Annotated in this window: 18 protein-coding genes; 10 read left to right on the top strand and 8 right to left on the bottom strand. The window is 73.1% G+C overall.

The genetic code is table 11. The features are described from left to right. Nucleotides 1–143: 143 nt before the first annotated feature. Both PV343_RS12455 and ddaH read left to right on the top strand, forming a co-directional pair. Nucleotides 144–1,394, top strand: coding sequence for an MFS transporter (locus tag PV343_RS12455; protein WP_319146927.1), 1,251 nt, complete (start codon nucleotides 144–146; stop codon nucleotides 1,392–1,394). Nucleotides 1,395–1,482: 88 nt separating this feature from the next. Continuing rightward, complete coding sequence (gene ddaH, locus PV343_RS12450) at nucleotides 1,483–2,349, top strand: dimethylargininase (protein WP_365018523.1); 867 nt, start codon at nucleotides 1,483–1,485, stop codon at nucleotides 2,347–2,349. Between the two features lie 73 nt (nucleotides 2,350–2,422). Here ddaH and PV343_RS12445 read toward each other — a convergent pair whose 3' ends face one another. Continuing rightward, nucleotides 2,423–3,724, bottom strand: coding sequence for an MFS transporter (locus PV343_RS12445; protein ID WP_319146925.1), 1,302 nt, complete (start codon nucleotides 3,722–3,724; stop codon nucleotides 2,423–2,425). A gap of 272 nt (nucleotides 3,725–3,996) precedes the next feature. On the opposite strand from PV343_RS12445, the gene PV343_RS12440 reads away from it, so the two are divergent. From PV343_RS12440 to PV343_RS12415, 6 genes are all read left to right on the top strand, one after another. Then, nucleotides 3,997–4,365, top strand: a complete 369-nt coding sequence (locus tag PV343_RS12440) for a nuclear transport factor 2 family protein (protein WP_319146924.1) — start codon at nucleotides 3,997–3,999, stop codon at nucleotides 4,363–4,365. A gap of 54 nt (nucleotides 4,366–4,419) precedes the next feature. Then, a complete protein-coding gene (locus tag PV343_RS12435; protein ID WP_319146923.1) occupies nucleotides 4,420–4,569 on the top strand; it encodes a hypothetical protein in 150 nt (49 codons plus the stop codon). Nucleotides 4,570–4,676: 107 nt separating this feature from the next. Next, the gene (locus PV343_RS12430) at nucleotides 4,677–5,129 is read left to right on the top strand and encodes an iron chaperone (RefSeq protein ID WP_319146922.1); all 453 of its coding nucleotides are present in this window, start codon (nucleotides 4,677–4,679) and stop codon (nucleotides 5,127–5,129) included. Between the two features lie 206 nt (nucleotides 5,130–5,335). Next, nucleotides 5,336–7,312, top strand: a complete 1,977-nt coding sequence (locus tag PV343_RS12425) for a hypothetical protein (RefSeq protein WP_319146921.1) — start codon at nucleotides 5,336–5,338, stop codon at nucleotides 7,310–7,312. A gap of 84 nt (nucleotides 7,313–7,396) precedes the next feature. After that, entirely contained in the window at nucleotides 7,397–8,218 is an 822-nt protein-coding gene (locus PV343_RS12420; RefSeq protein ID WP_319147084.1) for a class I SAM-dependent methyltransferase, read from the top strand. Between the two features lie 67 nt (nucleotides 8,219–8,285). Then, complete coding sequence (locus PV343_RS12415) at nucleotides 8,286–8,906, top strand: NUDIX domain-containing protein (protein ID WP_319146920.1); 621 nt, start codon at nucleotides 8,286–8,288, stop codon at nucleotides 8,904–8,906. Between the two features lie 93 nt (nucleotides 8,907–8,999). Here PV343_RS12415 and PV343_RS12410 read toward each other — a convergent pair whose 3' ends face one another. Beyond that, nucleotides 9,000–9,989 carry a L,D-transpeptidase gene (locus PV343_RS12410; protein ID WP_319146919.1) on the bottom strand — a complete coding sequence of 330 codons (990 nt, stop codon included), beginning with the start codon at nucleotides 9,987–9,989 and terminating at the stop codon, nucleotides 9,000–9,002. Nucleotides 9,990–10,247: 258 nt separating this feature from the next. On the opposite strand from PV343_RS12410, the gene PV343_RS12405 reads away from it, so the two are divergent. Then, nucleotides 10,248–10,721, top strand: a complete 474-nt coding sequence (locus PV343_RS12405; RefSeq protein WP_319146918.1) for a carboxymuconolactone decarboxylase family protein — start codon at nucleotides 10,248–10,250, stop codon at nucleotides 10,719–10,721. 73 nt (nucleotides 10,722–10,794) lie between these two features. Here the strand turns inward: PV343_RS12405 and PV343_RS12400 are convergent, their stop codons facing one another. Further along, the gene (locus PV343_RS12400; RefSeq protein WP_319146917.1) at nucleotides 10,795–10,965 is read right to left on the bottom strand and encodes a hypothetical protein; all 171 of its coding nucleotides are present in this window, start codon (nucleotides 10,963–10,965) and stop codon (nucleotides 10,795–10,797) included. Nucleotides 10,966–11,166: 201 nt separating this feature from the next. Then, nucleotides 11,167–12,819: an FAD-binding oxidoreductase gene (locus PV343_RS12395; protein WP_319146916.1), complete on the bottom strand. Its 1,653-nt coding sequence runs from the start codon at nucleotides 12,817–12,819 to the stop codon at nucleotides 11,167–11,169. Between the two features lie 59 nt (nucleotides 12,820–12,878). Here PV343_RS12395 and PV343_RS12390 point away from each other — a divergent pair, with 59 nt between their 5' ends. Then, nucleotides 12,879–13,613, top strand: coding sequence for a TetR/AcrR family transcriptional regulator (locus PV343_RS12390; RefSeq protein WP_319146915.1), 735 nt, complete (start codon nucleotides 12,879–12,881; stop codon nucleotides 13,611–13,613). 267 nt (nucleotides 13,614–13,880) lie between these two features. Here the strand turns inward: PV343_RS12390 and PV343_RS12385 are convergent, their stop codons facing one another. The 4 genes from PV343_RS12385 to PV343_RS12370 form a co-directional block, all read right to left on the bottom strand. Continuing rightward, nucleotides 13,881–15,059 (bottom strand): hypothetical protein, encoded by a 1,179-nt coding sequence (locus tag PV343_RS12385; RefSeq protein WP_319146914.1) that lies wholly within the window; start codon nucleotides 15,057–15,059, stop codon nucleotides 13,881–13,883. A 91-nt stretch (nucleotides 15,060–15,150) separates the two neighbouring features. Continuing rightward, nucleotides 15,151–15,822 (bottom strand): hypothetical protein, encoded by a 672-nt coding sequence (locus tag PV343_RS12380; RefSeq protein ID WP_319146913.1) that lies wholly within the window; start codon nucleotides 15,820–15,822, stop codon nucleotides 15,151–15,153. 155 nt (nucleotides 15,823–15,977) lie between these two features. Then, entirely contained in the window at nucleotides 15,978–17,003 is a 1,026-nt protein-coding gene (locus PV343_RS12375; protein WP_319146912.1) for a TolB family protein, read from the bottom strand. Nucleotides 17,004–17,029: 26 nt separating this feature from the next. Then, the coding region (locus PV343_RS12370) for an MFS transporter (RefSeq protein WP_319146911.1) at nucleotides 17,030–17,749 on the bottom strand (720 nt) is incomplete at its 5' end.

The following is a 17,749-nucleotide window of genomic DNA, read 5'->3' as shown; positions in this document are numbered from 1 at the left end:
GCGCTGAGGCGCCCCGCCCCACGAGCCGCGCCACGGCCCTTCGCCGCCGTCCACCGGGCGGCGCCACGGCCCTTCGCCGCCGTCCACCGGCCGCCGCACCGCGCGGCCCAGGCCTTCCCACCCCGTCCGTATGGAGGACACCCATGCCCTCGACCACCGAGGACGCCGACGCCACGGCGGAGGCCGTGCGCGCACCGGGTCTGTGGCGCAACCGCGACTTCAACCTCCTCTGGGGCAGCCAGTCGCTCTCCGACGTCGGCACCGCCATGGCCAACCTGGCCCTGCCGCTGCTCGTGCTGCACCTGACCGGGTCACCCACCCAGGCCGGCGCCGTCGGCACCGTCGGCCTGCTGGTCGGCATGGCCTGCCGGCTGCCGGCCGGGGTCCTGGCCGACCGCTTCGAACGGCGCAAGATCATGATCGCCTGCGACCTGCTGCGGCTCGCCGCCTACGGCGCCCTCGGCGCCGCGGTCGTGGCCGGCGCCGCCGGGATCGTCCTCGTCGTGGTCGTCGTGATCTGCGGAGCCGCGGCCAACGCCCTGTTCAGCACCGCCGAGCACGCCGCCGTGCGCAACCTGGTCGAGACCGCCCAGCTCCCCACCGCGGTGGCCCGCAACGAGGCACGCGCCTACGGCACGTCACTGGCCGGACCGCCGCTCGGCGGCCTGCTCTTCGCCCTGGGACGGTCGCTGCCCTTCTTCGGCAACGCGGTCAGCCACCTGCTGTCGCTGGTCACCGTCCTGTGCATCCGGCGGCCCCTGCAGCGGCCCCGCACCGCTCCGGCCGAGTCCGGGCGCGCCGCCGGTGCCGAGGGGCTGAGGTTCGTGCTGGGCAACCCGTTCCTGCGGGCGCTGCTGCTGATCGCCGCCCCGCTCAACATGGCGTTCACCGGCATGATCTTCGCGATCATCGTCTCCCTGCAGCGCGCCGGGACCTCGTCGTTCGTCGTCGGCTGCGCCAGCATGATCTTCGGCCTCGGCGGCTTCCTGGGTGCCTTCGCCGCACCGGCCATGCAGCGCCGGCTGCCCCTGCCGAAGCTGATCCTGGTCCTGTGCTGGGCGACCACCACGCTCATGGCGCTCAGCGCCCTGTTCCCCACCAGCGTGCTGGCCGCGGTGCCGCTGGCCTGCGCGGTCTTCCTCGGGCCCACCGCCAACGCCGCCCTGTTCGGCTACCAGGCCGCCATCACCCCCGACCACCTGCAGGGGCGCGTCATCAGCGTGGTCCTGCTGGTGGCGACGTCGGCGGCGGCACTCGCCCCGGCATTCGCCGGTCTGCTCCTGGCACACCTGACGAGCGCGACGACGATGCTGGCGTTCTCGCTGATCGTCGCCGTCTCCGCGGTCGCGGCCACCTTCAGCACCGGGATCAAGTCGATGCCGGCGCAGACCTGAACAGCCACCGGAGCCGACCGGACGCCCCCGCTCGCGCGAGCGCGGCGATCCCGTGTGCGCGAACGACCCCGCCGGCCTCCGCCCGCGGGTGCCCCGGCCCGCCGCACCGACTTCACGGGCCACGACAAGGAGAGAGGTACGCCGGATGCGTGAACGCGTCGCCCGCCCCCGACGGTACGTGATGTGCCGCCCGGAACACTTCGACGTCACGTATGCCATCAACCCCTGGATGGACCCGGGCAAGCCCGTCGACGGGCCGCTGGCCCTCGCGCAGTGGGACCGGCTGCACACGGCCCTGCGGGAGAGCGGGCACTGCGTCGAACTGGTCGACCCCGTCCCCGGCCTGCCCGACATGGTCTACGCGGCCAACGGCGCCCTGGTGATCGACGGCAAGGTGCTCGGCGCGAGGTTCCGCCACGCCGAGCGGGCCGCCGAAGGCGCCGCGTACCTGCGCTGGTTCCACGAGCGGGGCTTCCCCACCGCGGAGAGCCGCAGCATCAACGAGGGGGAGGGCGACTTCCTCCTCACCGGCAGCCATGTGCTCGGCGGCCATGGATTCCGCAGCGAGACCCGCAGCCACCTGGAGGTGCAGGAGTTCTTCGGCCGCCCGGTGATCGGCCTGGAACTGGTCGACCCCGACTTCTACCACCTCGACACCGCCCTCGCGGTCCTCGACCACGACGAAGTCATGTACTATCCGCGGGCGTTCAGCCCCGGCAGCAGGGAGGTCCTGCGCAGGCTGTTCCCCGACGCCATCGAGGCGGAGACCGCGGACGCCGAGGCGTTCGGCCTCAACGCGGTGAGCGACGGACACCGGGTCTTCCTCCCCGAGGCGGCCCGCGGAGTGGCGGCACAGTTGCGGGCCCGCGGCTTCGAGCCGGTCGGCATCGACCTGTCGGAACTCCTCAAGGGCGGCGGCAGTGTGAAGTGTTGCGTCCTGGAGATCAGGGCGTAGCCGGACCCGGACCGGGGCGCGCCGGCTGGCGGCTGCGCCGGGCCCACCGCGCCGCATCGCCGCCCGCTGTGCTTCATCGCCCGCTCTCCCTGGGGGCGCCCGCGCCGGCGGCGGTTGCGGTCGCGGCGATGGCGGGCAGCAGCGCGAGGGACAGGGCGCCGGCTGTCAGGGTGAGTACGGGGTAGCCGGCGGCGGAGACGACGGCGCCCGAGGTCAGGGCCCCGGTGGCGCCCGCGACGGCGATGGAGACGTCGACCATGCCCTGGGTCCTGGCGCGGGTCGCGAGCGGCAGGGCGTCGGTGATCATCGCGGTGCTGGAGACGAGGCCGAGGTTCCAGCCCAGGCCGAGCAGGCCGAGCGCGAGCGCCAGCAGGGCGACGGAGTCGCCGGGCGCCGCCGCGGCGGTGATCCCGGCGGCGAGCAGGGTGAGGCCGGACGCTGCCGCGATCGCGGTGCGGCCGTAGCGGTCGACGAGCCAGCCGGTCAGCGGCGAGGGCAGGTACATCGCGCCGACGTGCAGGGCGATGACCAGTCCCGAGGCGGCCGTGCCGTGGCCGTGGTCGCGCATGTGCACCGGGGTCATCGTCATGATCGAGACCATGACGAGCTGGGTGACGATCATCGTCAGCGCGCCCGGCATCAGCCCGGGGCCGCGCCGTTCCGGCGCGGCCGGCTCGGCGCGTCCGGTGGTACGCGCCGCCGTGGCGGCGGCCGCCTGCCGCTGCTCGTCGAGGCGGCGGGCGAGCAGCAGCGGGTCGGGGCGCAGCCAGAGCGCCAGCACGAGGGCGGCCAGGGTGTAGGCGGTGCCGGAGAGCAGGAAGGGCCCGGCGAGGGCGGGAATGCCGAGGGAGCGGGCGAGGGCGCCGGTGGGGGCGGCGAGGTTGGGGCCGACGACACCGCCGGCTGTGGTGGCGACCAGGACGGTGGAGACGGCACGCGCCCGGTGGGCGGGGGCGGCGAGGTCGGCCCCGGCGTAGCGTGCCTGGAGGTTGGTGGCGCTCCCGGCGCCGTAGACGAACAGGGCGACGAGCAGCAGGACGGGGCTGCCGGCGACGGCGGCGGCGATGACACCGGCGCTGCCGATCGCGCCGGTGAGGTAGCCGGCCGCGAGCCCGGGGCGGCGGCCACGTGCCTGCGAGAGGCGGCCGACGGCGACGGCGGTGAGTGCGGAGCCGGTGGTGAACAGGGCGCTGGGCAGCCCCGCGAGACCGGTGGAGCCGAGCATGTCCTGCGCGAGCAGCGCGCCGACGGTGATGCCGGCCGCGAGCCCGGCACCGCTGAGGACCTGGGAGGTCACCAGGACGGTCAGGACGCGGCGTTGGGCCTCGGGCCGCGGGGTTATGCCGGAGCCGACGGAGGGGACGGTGCTCGTCACGGGCGGACTCTTTTCCGGTGAGGCGGCCGGGGCCGGGGGACAGGACGGCGCCCGGAGCCGCGAGGAGGGGCGGCGCCGGGCCGGGCAAGGTGTTCGATACCCAACCGAGTGGCCGGTCGCTCGCGTCATTACCTGAGCGGTAATCGCGCGGCCGGGCGACGCGCGGCAAGGTGAGGGCATCGGGTTTCCGAGCCGGCGCACTCCGGCTCGGGGCCCGTGCCAACAGGCTTGACACACAGGCCACTTCGCCGACCGAGAACGGGAGTTCCGCCATGACGATCCACACCGCTGCCGTCGCCCGCTACTTCGAGGCGTGGAACGCCACCGACGCCGACGCGCTGGCCAAGGCGGTCGCAGCCGCGTGGTCGGAGGAGGGTTCGTACACCGACCCGATGGCCGACGTGAGCGGCCACGAGCAGATCGCCGCGGTCATCGGCGCCGTGCACGAGCAGTTCCCCGGCTTCGAGTTCAGGCAGACCGGTGAGGTGGACGGCAACCACCACATCGCCCGCTTCAGCTGGGAGCTGGTCTCCACCGCCGACGGCTCGGCACCGGTCGCCGGCTCGGACGTCGTCATCCTCGCCGAGGACGGCCGGATCACCTCCGTCCTGGGCTTCCTCGACCGGCTCCCCGAGGCATGAAGAGCACTCTGTGAGGGCGGTCCCCGCTCCGCGGCAGGGCAGGGCGTCAGGCCGGTGACCGGGCCGCCCGGTCGTACCGGGGCCGGCACCGGTCCCGACCCGACGGGCACCGGCGTCGACCTGTTCGCCTCGGCACTGCACTTCCACCTCGACGGCGACATCCACGGCGGTGCCCGCCTCGAAAGGCGTACCGACGTCGGCTGAGCGGGGGCCGGCCCGGCGTATCGCGAAGTGACGGGCCGTTGTCGGGGCGCCGGTATAGGGTCCGGTCCCAAGATCCGTACATCGAGATCCTGAGGGGGACGGCTGCCATGAGCGGTACCGGAAGCAGCGCGTACGACGGGTTCACGGCCGAGGAGCGGGCCGCGATGAAGGAACACGGACGGGAGCTCAAGCAGGCGGCCCGCCGTGGTTCGAAGGCGGACAAGGCGGCGGAGGCGGAGCGGGACGTCCTCGCGAAGATCGCGGAGATGGGGGACTCGGACCGGATCATGGCCGAGCGGGTGCACGCCGTCGTCACGGCCGGCGCCCCGGTCCTCGCCCCGAAGCTCTGGTACGGGATGCCCGCCTACGCGCTGGACGGGAAGGTCGTCTGCTTCTTCCAGAGCGCGGAGAAGTTCAAGGCCCGTTACGCGACGCTCGGATTCAGCGACCAGGCGAAGCTGGACGACGGCCCCATGTGGGCGGCCGGCTTCGCCCTGACCGAGGTGACCCCCGAGGTCGAGGCGCGGATCGCCGCGCTCGTGAAGCAGGCGGTGCGCTAGCGCACCCGGGTGGCGAGCGTCCCGTGCCTGTCCGCGGGACCCTCGCCCGCTTCCCGCTGTACAACAGACCCGGAAAATATTGATCATTTCGATATTTCCGCAGGTAGGCGGAGTGTGCCTGGCCTGGGTACTGTCGGCCACTCGATCCCCGTTTTCGTACACAAGGCCGTGCGCGCGTCCCGCGCCCCGGCGAGACAGGAGCCGTCGTGGCACTCAGGGCTGGCCGACCGGGAGCCGCGTTCGTCGCGCTCGCGGCTACCGTGGCGGCGCTCGCGACGGGCACCGCCGCACCCGCCACCGCCGCCGGGTACCAGGCGTCGGCCGGCCCCTGGGGGCCCACGGCCGACCTGACCGGCGCCGACGGCAAGCAGAGCCTGATCGACGTCGAGGTGGCCGGTGACGGCACCGCGTTCGCCCTCTGGCACGACAAGGCGGCCGGGGCGTCGGACTGGCAGGTCCGGGCCGCCGTCAGGCCCAAGGGCAGCGACACGTGGTCCGCGCCCCACACGCTCTTCGCCGGCGGCTATGCCGAAGCCCGGACCACGCTTGCGGTGACCGCGGACGGGCACGCCGTCGTGGCTTGGCTGACCGGCGACGGCAGCGACGGATCGCTGGCCGCGGTCTCGGCGGGCTGGGATCCCGCGACGGCCGCCTGGTCCGACCCGGTGCGGCTCACGAGCCACGACGGTCTGGACATGTCCGTACCCGTGCTGGCCGCGGCCGCCGACGGCACCGTCACCGCCGTATGGGACCAGGGCGACGGGTCCACCGCCTACGAGGTGCGCACGGCCACGCTCGCGCCCGGCGCGAAGGCATGGTCGGCCTCCCGGCCCCTCGGGTCCTTTGCGAAGGGTTCCATCTGGGGACTCGCCCTCGCCGTGGCCCCCGACGGATCGGCGACCGCGGTCTGGGACGCCTACGACCGGTTCGCCGACGTCCACGCCATCTCCACCGCCACCCGGGCCACCGCCCACGGCGACTGGAGCGAGCAGGCCGCCATGCCGGGCACCGACGCCAAGTCCAGCGACGTCGGCGTGTCCATGGACGCCGAGGGCCGCACCACGGTGCTGTGGCAGAGCGGCGGGACCAACGGCGTCGAGAGCCTGAGATCCAGCACCAGGGCGTCTTTGAACGGCAGTTGGGGGTCCCCGCAGACCGCCGTACCGGTCTACCAGGGCGGCGACGACAGCGGCCCCCTCATGGCCCCCGACGGTGACCTCACCTACGTGTGGTCGGGCTGGAACGCCGGCGCCGGCACGCCGATCGTCCAGGCCGTCACCCGCAGTGCGGCCACCGGCACCTGGTCCGCGCCGAAGACGCTGTCCACCGGGTACGTCGACTGGCAGGTCGACGCGTCCATCGGCGCCGACGGGACCGTCCACGTGGTGTGGCCGCAGACGCCCGGCATCGACAACGGCGACGACCACTACCTGGAGTGGGCCGTCCGGGCCGACGGCACCTGGAGCAAGGCCGCCGCACTCGACGCCCGGCCGGTCGCCGACGTCCCCGACGCCGACGCCCTGACCGGCGAGGTCGCGGCCGGACCGGACGGCCGGGCCACCGTGCTGGGACGGACGGCCGTGTACGTCCCCGGGTCCGCCGACCGCTACACCTCCCGTGTGTGGAGCCGCTCCCAGACCCTGCTGGCCGAGCCGCGCGTCACCACCAGGGCCACGGTGACCGGGACCGCCCGCACCGGCTCCAAGCTGACCTGCTCGGCGGCCTGGACGGGGCAGAACGCGACCGCCACCTGGACGTGGCTGCGCGACGGCCGCGCCATCCCGGGTGCCACGGGCGCGACCCGCACCCTGACCGGGGACGACTACGGGCACAAGATCTCGTGCAAGGTCACCGTCGGCAACGGCGCCGGTTCGGCCGACTCCACGTCGACGGCGGTCACGGTCGCCGCCGGTCCGGTCCTGAAGCCCACCAAGGCGCCCGCCGTCAGCGGCACCGCCGAGGTCGGCCGCAGGCTGACGGCCGCGCACGGCACCTGGTCGCCCGCGGCCACCTCGTACACCTACTCCTGGAAGCGCGACGGCAAGACCATCACCGGCGCCACCAAGTCCACCTACGTTCTGGTGAAGGCGGACAAGGGCCACAGGATCACCGTCAAGGTGACCGCCCACCGGCACGGCTGGACGAACGGCTCGGCGCCGACCGCGCCGGTCACCGCGCACTGAGCGGAGCCACGAGCCGTCTCCCTGGCCGGACAGTGGGTTAAGGTCGGTCCCGACGAAATCGATCTTGACTTCTGTCCGGGAGGGCTGCCCGTGCCGACGACGGCTTTCGACGAGAGCGAACGGCTGATCTGGGCGGGCCGGGGCCCCGCCTACGCCGACAGCTTCGCCAAGCTGTGCGCCCACCCCGTACCGCGGTTGCTCGACGCCGCCGGGGTGGGACCGGGCGTGCGGGTACTGGACGTCGGCACGGGATCGGGCACGGTCGCCGCCGCCGCGTGTGCGCGGGGCGCGACCGTGACGGCCGTCGACGCGGAGCCCACCATGGTCGAACTGGCCCGACGGGCGGCCCCCGAGGCCGACGTACGACTGGCCGCGCTGCCCGAACTCCCCTACGCGAACGGGGAATTCGACGCCGTCGTCGCCAACTTCGTGCTGAACCACGTCGGTCGGCCCAAGGACACGTTGGCCGAACTGCGCCGCGTCGTACGGCCGGGCGGGTGGATCGCGCTGACCATATGGGCGGCACCGCCGGCCGCGGGACAGGCCCTGATCGGCCGCGCCATCCAGGCGGCGGGCGCGGTACGCCCGCCCCACCTGCCCGCAGGACTCGCCGCCGAGGACGACTTCCGCCGGGACGAGAGCGGCCTGACCGGCCTGCTGGAGGCGGCGCACCTGCGCGAGGCGGAATGCGGCACCCTGCGCTGGGACCACCGCGCGAGCCCCGAGGAGTGGTGGAGCGGCCCCGCGGGCGGCGTCGCCTTCGGCGGCCGGCTGGTGCGCAGCCAGACGCCGCAGGTCCAGGCGGACATCAAGCGCCACTTCGACGCCCTGAGCACCGAGTTCGCGACCGAGGACGGCCGGCTGGCCCTGCCCCACGCGGCCCTGCTCGCCCGAGCACGCCACTGACGAGGCCCGAGCGCCACCCGACGTGGGGCGATGGGCGCCTGTCAGTGCCGACCACCACACTGTCCGCATGCCTGCCACGGACCAACCGGACCCCACCGACCGGCCCCGCGCACACCTCCTGGAGCTGGTCGGCGCCATCGCCCCCTGGGACGCCCTGGAGCGGACCCACCTGACGACCGCCACCCGGTGGCTCGCCGGCGGAGCCCCCGTGTACCGGGTGCGCAAGCCGGACGTACCGGCGACCCACCTGGTCTGCTACTTCGTCGTGCGCGACGACAGAAGCGGGCGACTGCTCCTCGTCGCCCACCGCAAGGCCGGGCTCTGGCTGCCCGCCGGAGGCCATGTCGAGCCCGGTGAGGACCCCTGGGCCACGGTGGCCCGGGAATGCCGTGAGGAACTGGGCGTCGGAGCGGTGGCGTCGCCGGTCACCGGCGAACACCCCCTCTTCCTCACCGTCACTCCGACCAGGGAGCGGCGTCCGCACACCGATGTCTCACTCTGGTACCTCCTCGACGCGGACGCCGACACCATCACGTCGTACGACGAGGGCGAGTTCGACGCGATCCGCTGGCTGACCGAGGGACAGGTGCTCCAGGAGCCGGAGGAAACCCTGGACCCCCACATGCACCGTTTCGTGTGCAAGCTGCGGCACGCCCGCGCCACGAGGCGCCTCCGACCGCCGGAGTGACATGGCGGCCCCTGATCGGGAAGGGGATCCGGTACGACGGTGGCCCCGCACCGGGCACCGTCGGGTGCCGGGCGCGGGGCCACCGGGAGCGCGTCACAGGGTCGCGGTCGTGCCCTCCCCGGAGCCGCTGCCCGCGAGCCACTGGTTCCAGTCGAGGTTGAAGTCGGCGTAGCCGTTGTCGGGCGAGGCCTTGGCGCGGGACGAACCGGTGATGGTGACGGGGTCGCCCTGCTTGACCTGGCCGTAGAACCACTTGGCGTCCGACATGGACAGGTGGACGCAGCCGTGCGAGCCGCGGGCGCTGCCGCTGCCCGGGTTGGGGTCGCCGGTCGAGTAGTGCACGTACGTGCCGGACTGGGTCAGGTGCACGTCCCAGGGCAGCGTGAGGTCGTAGTAGTTGGGGCTGCCCTTGTCGCAGCTGATGCCGACGCTGCAGGAGGTCATGTGGACCTTCTCCTGCTTGTCGATGACGGCCATCGTGCCGTTCCACGTCGGGTACTGCGGGCTGCCCGCGTTGATCGACAGGGTGCGCACCGCCTTGCCGTTGCGGGTCACCTTCATGGTGTGGCCCGTCACCGACACGTCCGCGCGCACGTCGTCGCCGACCTTGAAGGTGTGTGTGTAGCCGTGCACGCCGTAGCGCCCGTTGCCGTTGCTGACGCCCTTCATGTCGGCGTCGATCTTCACGGTCGTACCGGAGGGCCAGTAGTCCTTCGGGCGCCAGTCGGCACGCCGGTCGCCGAACCAGTGCCAGGCGCCGGCCACCGGCTGCGAGGTGCTCACCTTCATGTGCTTCTCGACCGTGGCCCGGGCCTTCTGGGACACCGGGTTGGTGAAGACCACCGAGATGGGCATGGCCACGCCGACGGTGGTGCCCGTCTGCGGGGTGATCGTCTCCAGCAGCATCGGCGGGCCCTTGGGCTTCGCCGGTGCCGACGAGGCGCCCGCACTCGGCTTGCCCGGCGCCTTCGCGTCGTCCCCGCCCGCCTTGTCACTGCCGCCGCCACCGCCGCAGGCACTCGCGCCCAACAGCACCACACTCGTCACGAGCGCGATCCCTATGCCGCCCTTGCGCCGTCCCACGCCCTGCCCCGTTCTCTCGCTCCTCGACCCTCACGGGCCCGACTCCCTGTCAGACAGTGTGCACCCGGCTCGCAGTTGCATGCGTCGCGTAAAGCGTCTACCAAGACTGCGTCTCGCCTGCCGGGCTGCCTCGGAAGCGCTCTCATGGTGCCCTCGTGCACTCTGGGGTGAGGCGCGTCACTTCCGTACGTGTCACAAACCGCGGGACGTGTTCCGTCCAAGGAGGTGAAATCGGTAACGAGCACACAGGAGTGCGTCATGGAAGCCAGGTTGAACCTCTTCGCCAGCCCCGTCGCGACCCAGTTCGGCAAGCATCTCGTCGCCGCGGGCCGGGCGCTCGCCGAGTCGGCTCTGCCGGCGGCGACGCAGGAACTGGTCAAGCTGCGGGCCAGCCAGATCAACGGCTGTGGGTTCTGCACCGACATGCACACCAAGGACGCCGCCGAGGCGGGGGAGACCGCCACGCGGCTGAACCTGGTGGCTGTCTGGCGGGAGGCCACGGTGTTCACCGAGGCCGAGCGGGCCGCGCTGGAGCTGACCGAGCAGGGCACGCGGATCGCGGACGCGGCCGGTGGTGTGACGGACGAGGCATGGGCGAACGCCGCCAAGCACTACGACGAGGAGCAGCTCGCGGCCCTGGTGTGCGCCATCGCCCTGATCAACGCCTTCAACCGCGGGAACCTCATCGTCCGGCAGCCGGCCGGTGACTACCGGCCGGGGCGGTTCGCCTAGCCGATCACCGTCCGACGGCGGGGGCGGCGGCACCGCACCGGGGCGTGCCCCTGCCCGAGCCGGGCGATAAGGGCTAGCGGGCGATGCGTGCCACCGCGCCGTCCTCGGGGTTGCCGTAGCGCGAGATCAGCTGCTGGTCGGTCATGCGGTCGACCTCCTCGCTGCGCTGGACGGGGAAGATCACGTGAGTGCCCTTGTCCGTCCAGTACTCGACGACTCGGTGGGTGGCGGTGGCTCGGCTCATGGTGTGCTCCCTTGTGACACGTGGGGTTCAGGGTGCTTCTGAGCAGGGCCGGGGTCAAGACAGAAAGGGGCTTCCGTTTTGGCTGGCGGAAGCGTAGGTTCCGGTTACCCCGCGTCGGCGCCCCCCAAGGCGCCGGTCGGCCCGCCGATCCCGGGATGGCGGGCCACGCGGGGGCCAAAACCCCATCATGAACGCGTCGGCTCAGACGGCGCGCCGCCGACCGTCCGCCACCGCGGGGTCGAGGAGCACCCCCGTGTTCAGGATTCCGGCCGGGTCGAGCGCCTGCTTCGCGGCACGCAGGGCGAGTGCGAACGGCTCCGGGCGCTGGCGGTCGTAGCCCGGCCGGTGGTCGCGGCCCACCGCGTGGTGATGCGTGACGGTCGCGCCGTGCTCGTGCAGGATGCCCAGGGACGCGGACTTGATCTCGTCCCACATGGCCACCTCCGAGCCCCGCCTGCCCGGCGCGATCACCGTGAAGTACGGCGCGGGGCCGTCCGGATAGACGTGCGTGAACCGGCAGTTGATCGTGCCGTCCGTCCCCGTCACCTCCTTCACCACCGCGGCCAGCCGCCCGCGCACCGCCTCGTACAGCTCCGGCGCGCGGTCCCAGGTGCAGGCCGTCTCGAAGGTCTCGCTGATCACGCTCATGCGGGCGAGCCCGTCCCGCAGGTACGGCATCCTCAGGAACGCCGAGCGCCAGGTGCTCGCGGCACTGTCCGTACCGGTCGACCCGCCGGCTGACTCGCCCGGGGCCGGGCTGCCGCCGTGATCACGCGCCAGGGTCACGAGCTCGGCCAGGCGGCCCCCGACGGGCGAGGCGGCCGATTCGACCCCCAGGACGAGGACGCTCTCGCCGTTCCGCGCGACGCCCGCCAGCGCGGCCTCGCCCGGGTCCAGGAGCCGGCAGTTCGCCGGGTGCAGACCCGACTGCGCGACGGCGCGCACCGCCTCCATGGCGGCGTGGACGTCGTCGAACACCACCGTGGCCGACGCCTTGTGGCGCGGACGCTCCTGGAGCCGCAGCCACGCCTCGGTGATCACGCCGAGCGTGCCCTCGGAGCCCAGGAACAGCCGGTCGGGTGAGGGGCCCGCCCCCGACCCCGGCACCCGCAGCGACTGGCTGACCCCGACCGGTGTCACCACGCGCAGCGACTCCACCAGGTCGTCGATATGTGTGTAGAGCGTCGCGTAGTGGCCGCCCGCCCGGGTGGCGAGCCATCCGCCCAGCGTGGAGAACTCGAAGCTCTGCGGGAAGTGCCGCAGGGTGAGCCCGTGCGGCCGCAGTCCGTCCTCCAGGGCCGGGCCGAGCACGCCGGCCTGGATCCGCGCCGCGCGGCTGACCCCGTCGATCTCCAGGATCCGGTCCATCGACGACAGGTCCAGGGACACCACGCCCCGGTGCCGGTCGGTACGGCACTCGACCCCGCCGACGACCGAGCTGCCCGCGCCGTACGGCACGACGGCCACGTCGGCGGCGGACGCCCAGTCGAGGACGTCCCTGACGTCCTGCTCGGACCGGGGGCGGGCCACCTGGTCCGGAGCCGCCGACAGATCCCCGGAGAGGGCCCGGACCACATCGCGGTACGCCTTGCCGTACGTGTGCGACGCCCGGTCCCGGGGCGCCGCCGACATCAGCGCGGCCAGCGCGGCCGGCGGCTCGACCCGGACCTTCGGCAGGGCGAGCGCGGAGACGTCGGGCACGGGCAGCGGGGTGTCCGCGGCCCCGGGCAGCAGCTCCCCGAGCGCGCCGCACTCGGCGTCGGACAGGGCCTTGTCCACGGTGCCCCAGCCCCACCAGGAGCGGAGCGGGGAGGTGCCTGCCTGTGCTGCCTTCGCCGTGCTGGTGTCGGCCATGGGGATTGACCTTTCGGTAATTTACCTCTGGGTAAGTTACCGTAACGTATAGTTCCGCCATGACGACCGCAAGAGCCTCGACCCCGTCGGACCCGCCGAACCCGCCGGACTCGCCGGGGCACGACCGGGACGGGGATCAGCCCGGCGACCGTCCGCACGCCCGCGCCGGGACCAAGGGCGTACCGCGGGCCCACCGGGAACAGCAGATCCTCGACGCGGCCCTGGAGGAGTTCGGCAGGCGCGGTCACGCCGCGGCGTCCATGGCCGAGATCGCCACCCGCGTCGGCGTGACGAAACCGCTGCTGTACACGTACTTCGGCTCCAAGGACGGCCTCTACGCGGCCTGCGTGGACGACGTCGGCCCGCGCCTGCTCACGGCGATCGAAGAGTCCATGACGGCGCGGGGCGCGACGTCGGGATCGGGAGAAGCGGCATCGGGATCCGGGGAAGAGGGCTTGCCGTACGCCGTGCTCACGGCCCTCTTCCGGGCCCTGGAGGGGCGGCGGCACGCCTGGTTCGTGCTCTACGACCGGACTCTGCGGCCCGGTTCCGAGCCCTGGCGTGCGGCACGACGCCACCGCGAGGCCGTCGACGGGCTGGCGGCCACCGGCACCGCCGCGCTGCTGCGAGCCCAGGGCAACGACGACGCCCTGGACGCGGACGCGCTCAAACACCTCTGGACGGGCACGGTCGGCGCACTGATCGGGTGGTGGATCGCGCACCCCGAACTGTCGGCCGAGGACATGAGCGCTCGCTGCGCCCGGCTCCTCGCGGCCGTCCGGATCGGTGCCTGAGGAGGTCCCGCGCGCCCGCTCCCGGGGCGCCCGCCCGAACGCGCGGGTGCGCGGGCGCGCGGACGGGGGCTAGTGGGGCGGACGTGACGCGTCCGGCGTAAGGGGAGTGTGTGGGGTGCGCGGTGGGCGAGCTGCGAGTGTGCTCTGAGACCTCCATGTCGGCGACGCCACCCGCGCGTTCTCCTGGACGGACGGCTTCCGCCGACCTACGGGCCGGCCGGGCCCTGAGCCGGGCCCTGAGCCGGGCCCGACGGACCTCGGGGACGGTCAAGTGGCGCGGTCGGCCAGGGTGTTGATGTCGATGACCGCACGCTGGAGGTCGCCCTGCGGCCGCTGGCCCAAATCGTCGATCGCCACGATGTTCATGTTGCCCGCCGGTCGGGGGGCCCGCCAGTCAGTCCGCAACTCGGTGACGAGCTGGGGGTTCAGGCCGTTCGCGAGGTACATGAGGTAGTTGTCCCGGACGGCGGCGGGGAAGAACGGCGAGAGCAGCCGGATCATGAAGAGCTGGGGTATCTGCACGTCCGGCTGGACGATGCCGGCCAGCACGAAGAACCGGTCCGCGTCGGGCCCGGGGTCACGGTCGAGGGCCGCCCGGTCCAGGGAGAGCGTCTGGTCGTAGATCTGTTGCGGCGGGCTTCCATTGAAGAACGACTTGAGGATGTCCCACCAGGAAGGGTCTCCCGTCGGGTAACTGCCGCGGTCGGAGACGCTGTCCGCGTGCCAGGCCCAGGGCTGGTCGACGGCGTTCGACGCGTCGACCAGCACGACATTCTTCCCGGCCTTCACGAAGTCGCCGTAGGACGCGGTCGGGGACAACTCGGTGCGGGTGGCGACGCGGGAGCCGAACAGATCCCGCAGCCTGGTCAGCGGCTCGCCGTGGTCGGCGCCCGCCGGGGCGGCGGTGGACAGGTTGATGACCACGACCTCCGAAGGGTGTGCGTCGATCCAGCGCTGGAGCGCGGCCGCCTCGCCCGTGGCGCCGTCGAAGAACACGTCTCCCATCGGGGCGCCGTGGAAGGTCCGCCACTGACCGCCCTCCAGGCAGAGCCGGAGGTCGAGGTAGCGCGCCCCCTCGTCGAGTTGCGCGGTCAGACTGTCGTTCTGGGCCCGGGAGATGCTGGCGGCCAGTCGTCGGTCGAGCGAGGCGACCTGGTAGGACCAGCCACTGGTGCACAGGCCGGGATCGGCCGGGATGCTCCAGCTTCTCGAGTCGTGACTGCCGGGCATGGCGATCCGGTTCAGCGGCCGGTCGTCGAGGTAGCCGTGCATGTCGCCCATCCAGTGGGACAGGTCGACCGTCGCGGCCGGGGCGCGGCCGGCCGGCGCGGCGGGTGCCGCCTGCGCCGGTCCGCCGCCGATCACCAGTGTGGCGGCACTGAGGATCAGGGCGGCCAGAGCGGCCGCCGCCTGCCGTGAGCGGGTCCCGTCGGTTCCACGTCTCATCGTCGTACGCCCTCCTTGGGGGAAGAGGCCGAGGTCGGTGAGAGAGGGTAGGGGGCACCGGCGGCGATGCCCAGAGAACCTCCGCGACGGATCAGGGCGTGAAGACCTCTTCCAGACGGTCGATGGCGCCGTCGGCGCCGAGGTGGTACTTGAAGACCAGCCCGCTGTCGGGGTGCGCTTCCAGCCAGTCGAGGAACTCCTGCACCCCGATGTGCTGGTTCTCCGTGCTCTCCACTATGGGGTTGGTGGCGGTCACGTACGCGGCCTGGTCCATGGGCAGGTACGTCTCCTTGCCCACGGTGACGAAGGGCGCGCCGTCGGAATCCGCCGGTGCGCAGCCCCAGTTGCCGTACTTGACGATCAGGTTCAGCGACCCGCCCTCGGGTGTGTACCGGTAGACGGCGATCTCGTCCGGCGAGATGGGCATCTTGTGGTCGCAGCCGGCGGTTGCGGAGGCGGAGGCGGCCGGCTTGGCGGGCGCCGGGGCGGTGGCGGGGCCGGACCCGGGCGGCTTGGTGGTGCCGGCCGAGGCCTTGGGCGTCCCGGCGGGTTCGGCGCCGGCCGTGGTGGCGGCGGTTCCCGCGCCGCCGGAACCCGGCTCGGCTGTCGCGGTGTTGCCGGAGGTCGAGGAGGCCCCGGGGTCACCGTCTCCGTTGCACGCGGTGAGCGTCAGCGCCAGGACGGCGATGGCGCAGGCGTTCACCACGGTGGGACGGAAAGCGGCGGTGGGTCTGTGACGGGTGCTCTTCTTGAGGCTCGTCATGGCGGTTCCTTGTCCGTTCTGCTGGTCGCGGCCCCCTGCGGGACCGGGCCGGTGTCTGTCGCAGGAACGGATGATTTCCGGCCAGGCGCAGTTCCGCGCACCGGCCGGTCGTTGCGCACTCGTGACGGGCCGGGGCCGGGAACCGGACGCGATGCTCAGCCGAGCGGCGCCGGGGACGAGGCGCCCGCGACCAGCAGGTGGGGGCGGCCCGAGCCGTCCGCCGGCACGCTCCACAGGTCGCTGCTGCCGACCTTGCCGTCGGCGGGCAGGGCGTAGACGACGGTGCGGTTGTCGAGCCAGGTGGCCTGGTCGTCGACGCTGTGGCGTTCGGCCAGTGGCGTCTCGCGCAGGGTGCGCAGGTCGAGGACGTACTCGTGCCACAGATCGGTACGGGACAGCACCCGCTTCTTGAAGGCGACCCGGGTGCCGTCGGGGGAGAGGGACGGGCACTCCACGTTCTCGACCAGCGTGGTGACCGTGTGCCTGGAGAGTGAACCGCGCACCAGATACGTCTTGTTGGCGGTGTTGAGGGTGGCGTAGAAGGTGTCGTCGTCGGAGGCGAAGGTGACGCCCCAGAAATTGATGTCGGATGCGTGGTACGGCTTGCCGTCCTTGACGATGGAGAACGTCTCCAGGCTGGGCGTCAGCCGCATGGTGCGGGTGTCCACGACCGAGGTCCGGGTGGAGAAGAACGCGGAGGAGTAGGACTCGCCCGACACGAAGACGGTCCAGGCGGCGAAGCGCCCGCTGGGTGAGACCCGGGCCCGGCTGGGCGTGCCCGCCAGCGGGAAGGTGCGCTTGGTGCGCAGACGAGAGTCCAGGAGCAGGGCGCGATTGCTCTGCTTGAGGACGCCCGGGTTGGACTGGAGGCAGATGCCCGTGCCGGCGGCCGCGTAGAACCGGGCGCACTTCAGGCCGGAGGCGATCCGCCCGCCCTCGGGGTCGGCGGACGGGACCGAGGCCACCGCGGTGCGGTGCGGGCCGGCGGCCGCGTTGACGAAGGCCAGACGGTGCTTCTGGGCGAGTGTGAACGTGCCCGCGCTGACGGCGGGGCCGCCCGGCCGCGGCTGGTTCGCCCGGTCCGCGCGGGCGGCGGCGTGCAGGACCACGCCGGTTCCCACGCCTGCCAGTACGAGGACCGCCGCGAGGAGTACGAGCAGGCGGCGGCGGAGCGATGTCATGTGGTTCCTCGGGGCTGGAGTGGTGGTCATCGGGTCCCGCCGGCCGGTCGCAGCACCAGGGCGGCGACGGTCGCGCAGCACAGCAGGCCGATCGCCGATCCGGCCAGGGCCGGGCCGTCGCCCCACACCGTCCAGGCGGCGCCGAAGCCGAGCGAGCAGCAGAACCGGGCCAGCGCCTGACTGGTGCCGACGATGGCCAGGCCGGTGGCGCGCAACTGCTCGGGCACGAGGCCGGCCAGGGCGGCCGGGAGCACTCCGTCGGTCGCCGCGTAGAACGTGCCGTGCAGGGCGAGGACGACGGGGGTCAGGGCCGGTGTGGCCGGGGCCCACAGCAGGAGGCCGTAGGCGGTGAGCAGCCCGACGTGGCCGGCGAGGAACACGGTGCGCCGTCCGATCCGGTCGGCGAGCGCGCCGAGGGGCACGGCCAGCAGCAGGAACACGACGGCGGTGCCCAGCGGCAGCAGGGTGAACCACTGCTCGCCGACCCCCGCCCGGCGCTGGAGGAGCAGGTAGACGAACGCGTCGCTCACCGTGGTCAGGCCGAGCAGCGCGGCACAGCCGGCGAGCGCCCGCAGCCGCGGCAGCCGCAGCAGGTCCAGCGCCTCGCGCACGCGCACGGGGGGCCTGCCGTCCGGCAGTTCCGCGCCGCCCGGCCGTGCGTCCTGGGCGCCTGTGCCGTCCGGCCGCGCGTCCCGCATGCCCGCGTCGCGCGGACCGGCGCCCCGGGCGCCCGCGCTGTCGGGCTG

The organism is Streptomyces sp. WI03-4A (assembly GCF_033792105.1).
GTDB lineage: Bacteria > Actinomycetota > Actinomycetes > Streptomycetales > Streptomycetaceae > Streptomyces > Streptomyces collinus_A.
The sequence above is the reverse complement of the archived record's forward strand: the minus strand, read 5'-3'. Positions and strand labels throughout refer to the sequence as shown.

Excerpts from the sequence above, each read along its gene's own strand:
- PV343_RS12455 (WP_319146927.1), top strand. The coding sequence starts at position 144 with ATGCCCTCGACCACCGAGGACGCCGACGCCACGGCGGAGGCCGTGCGC.
- PV343_RS12440 (WP_319146924.1), top strand. The coding sequence starts at position 3,997 with ATGACGATCCACACCGCTGCCGTCGCCCGCTACTTCGAGGCGTGGAAC.
- PV343_RS12430 (WP_319146922.1), top strand. The coding sequence starts at position 4,677 with ATGAGCGGTACCGGAAGCAGCGCGTACGACGGGTTCACGGCCGAGGAG.
- PV343_RS12415 (WP_319146920.1), top strand. The coding sequence starts at position 8,286 with ATGCCTGCCACGGACCAACCGGACCCCACCGACCGGCCCCGCGCACAC.
- PV343_RS12405 (WP_319146918.1), top strand. The coding sequence starts at position 10,248 with ATGGAAGCCAGGTTGAACCTCTTCGCCAGCCCCGTCGCGACCCAGTTC.
- PV343_RS12400 (WP_319146917.1), bottom strand. The coding sequence starts at position 10,965 with ATGAGCCGAGCCACCGCCACCCACCGAGTCGTCGAGTACTGGACGGAC.
- PV343_RS12395 (WP_319146916.1), bottom strand. The coding sequence starts at position 12,819 with ATGGCCGACACCAGCACGGCGAAGGCAGCACAGGCAGGCACCTCCCCG.
- PV343_RS12390 (WP_319146915.1), top strand. The coding sequence starts at position 12,879 with ATGACGACCGCAAGAGCCTCGACCCCGTCGGACCCGCCGAACCCGCCG.
- PV343_RS12385 (WP_319146914.1), bottom strand. The coding sequence starts at position 15,059 with ATGAGACGTGGAACCGACGGGACCCGCTCACGGCAGGCGGCGGCCGCT.
- PV343_RS12380 (WP_319146913.1), bottom strand. The coding sequence starts at position 15,822 with ATGACGAGCCTCAAGAAGAGCACCCGTCACAGACCCACCGCCGCTTTC.
- PV343_RS12375 (WP_319146912.1), bottom strand. The coding sequence starts at position 17,003 with ATGACATCGCTCCGCCGCCGCCTGCTCGTACTCCTCGCGGCGGTCCTC.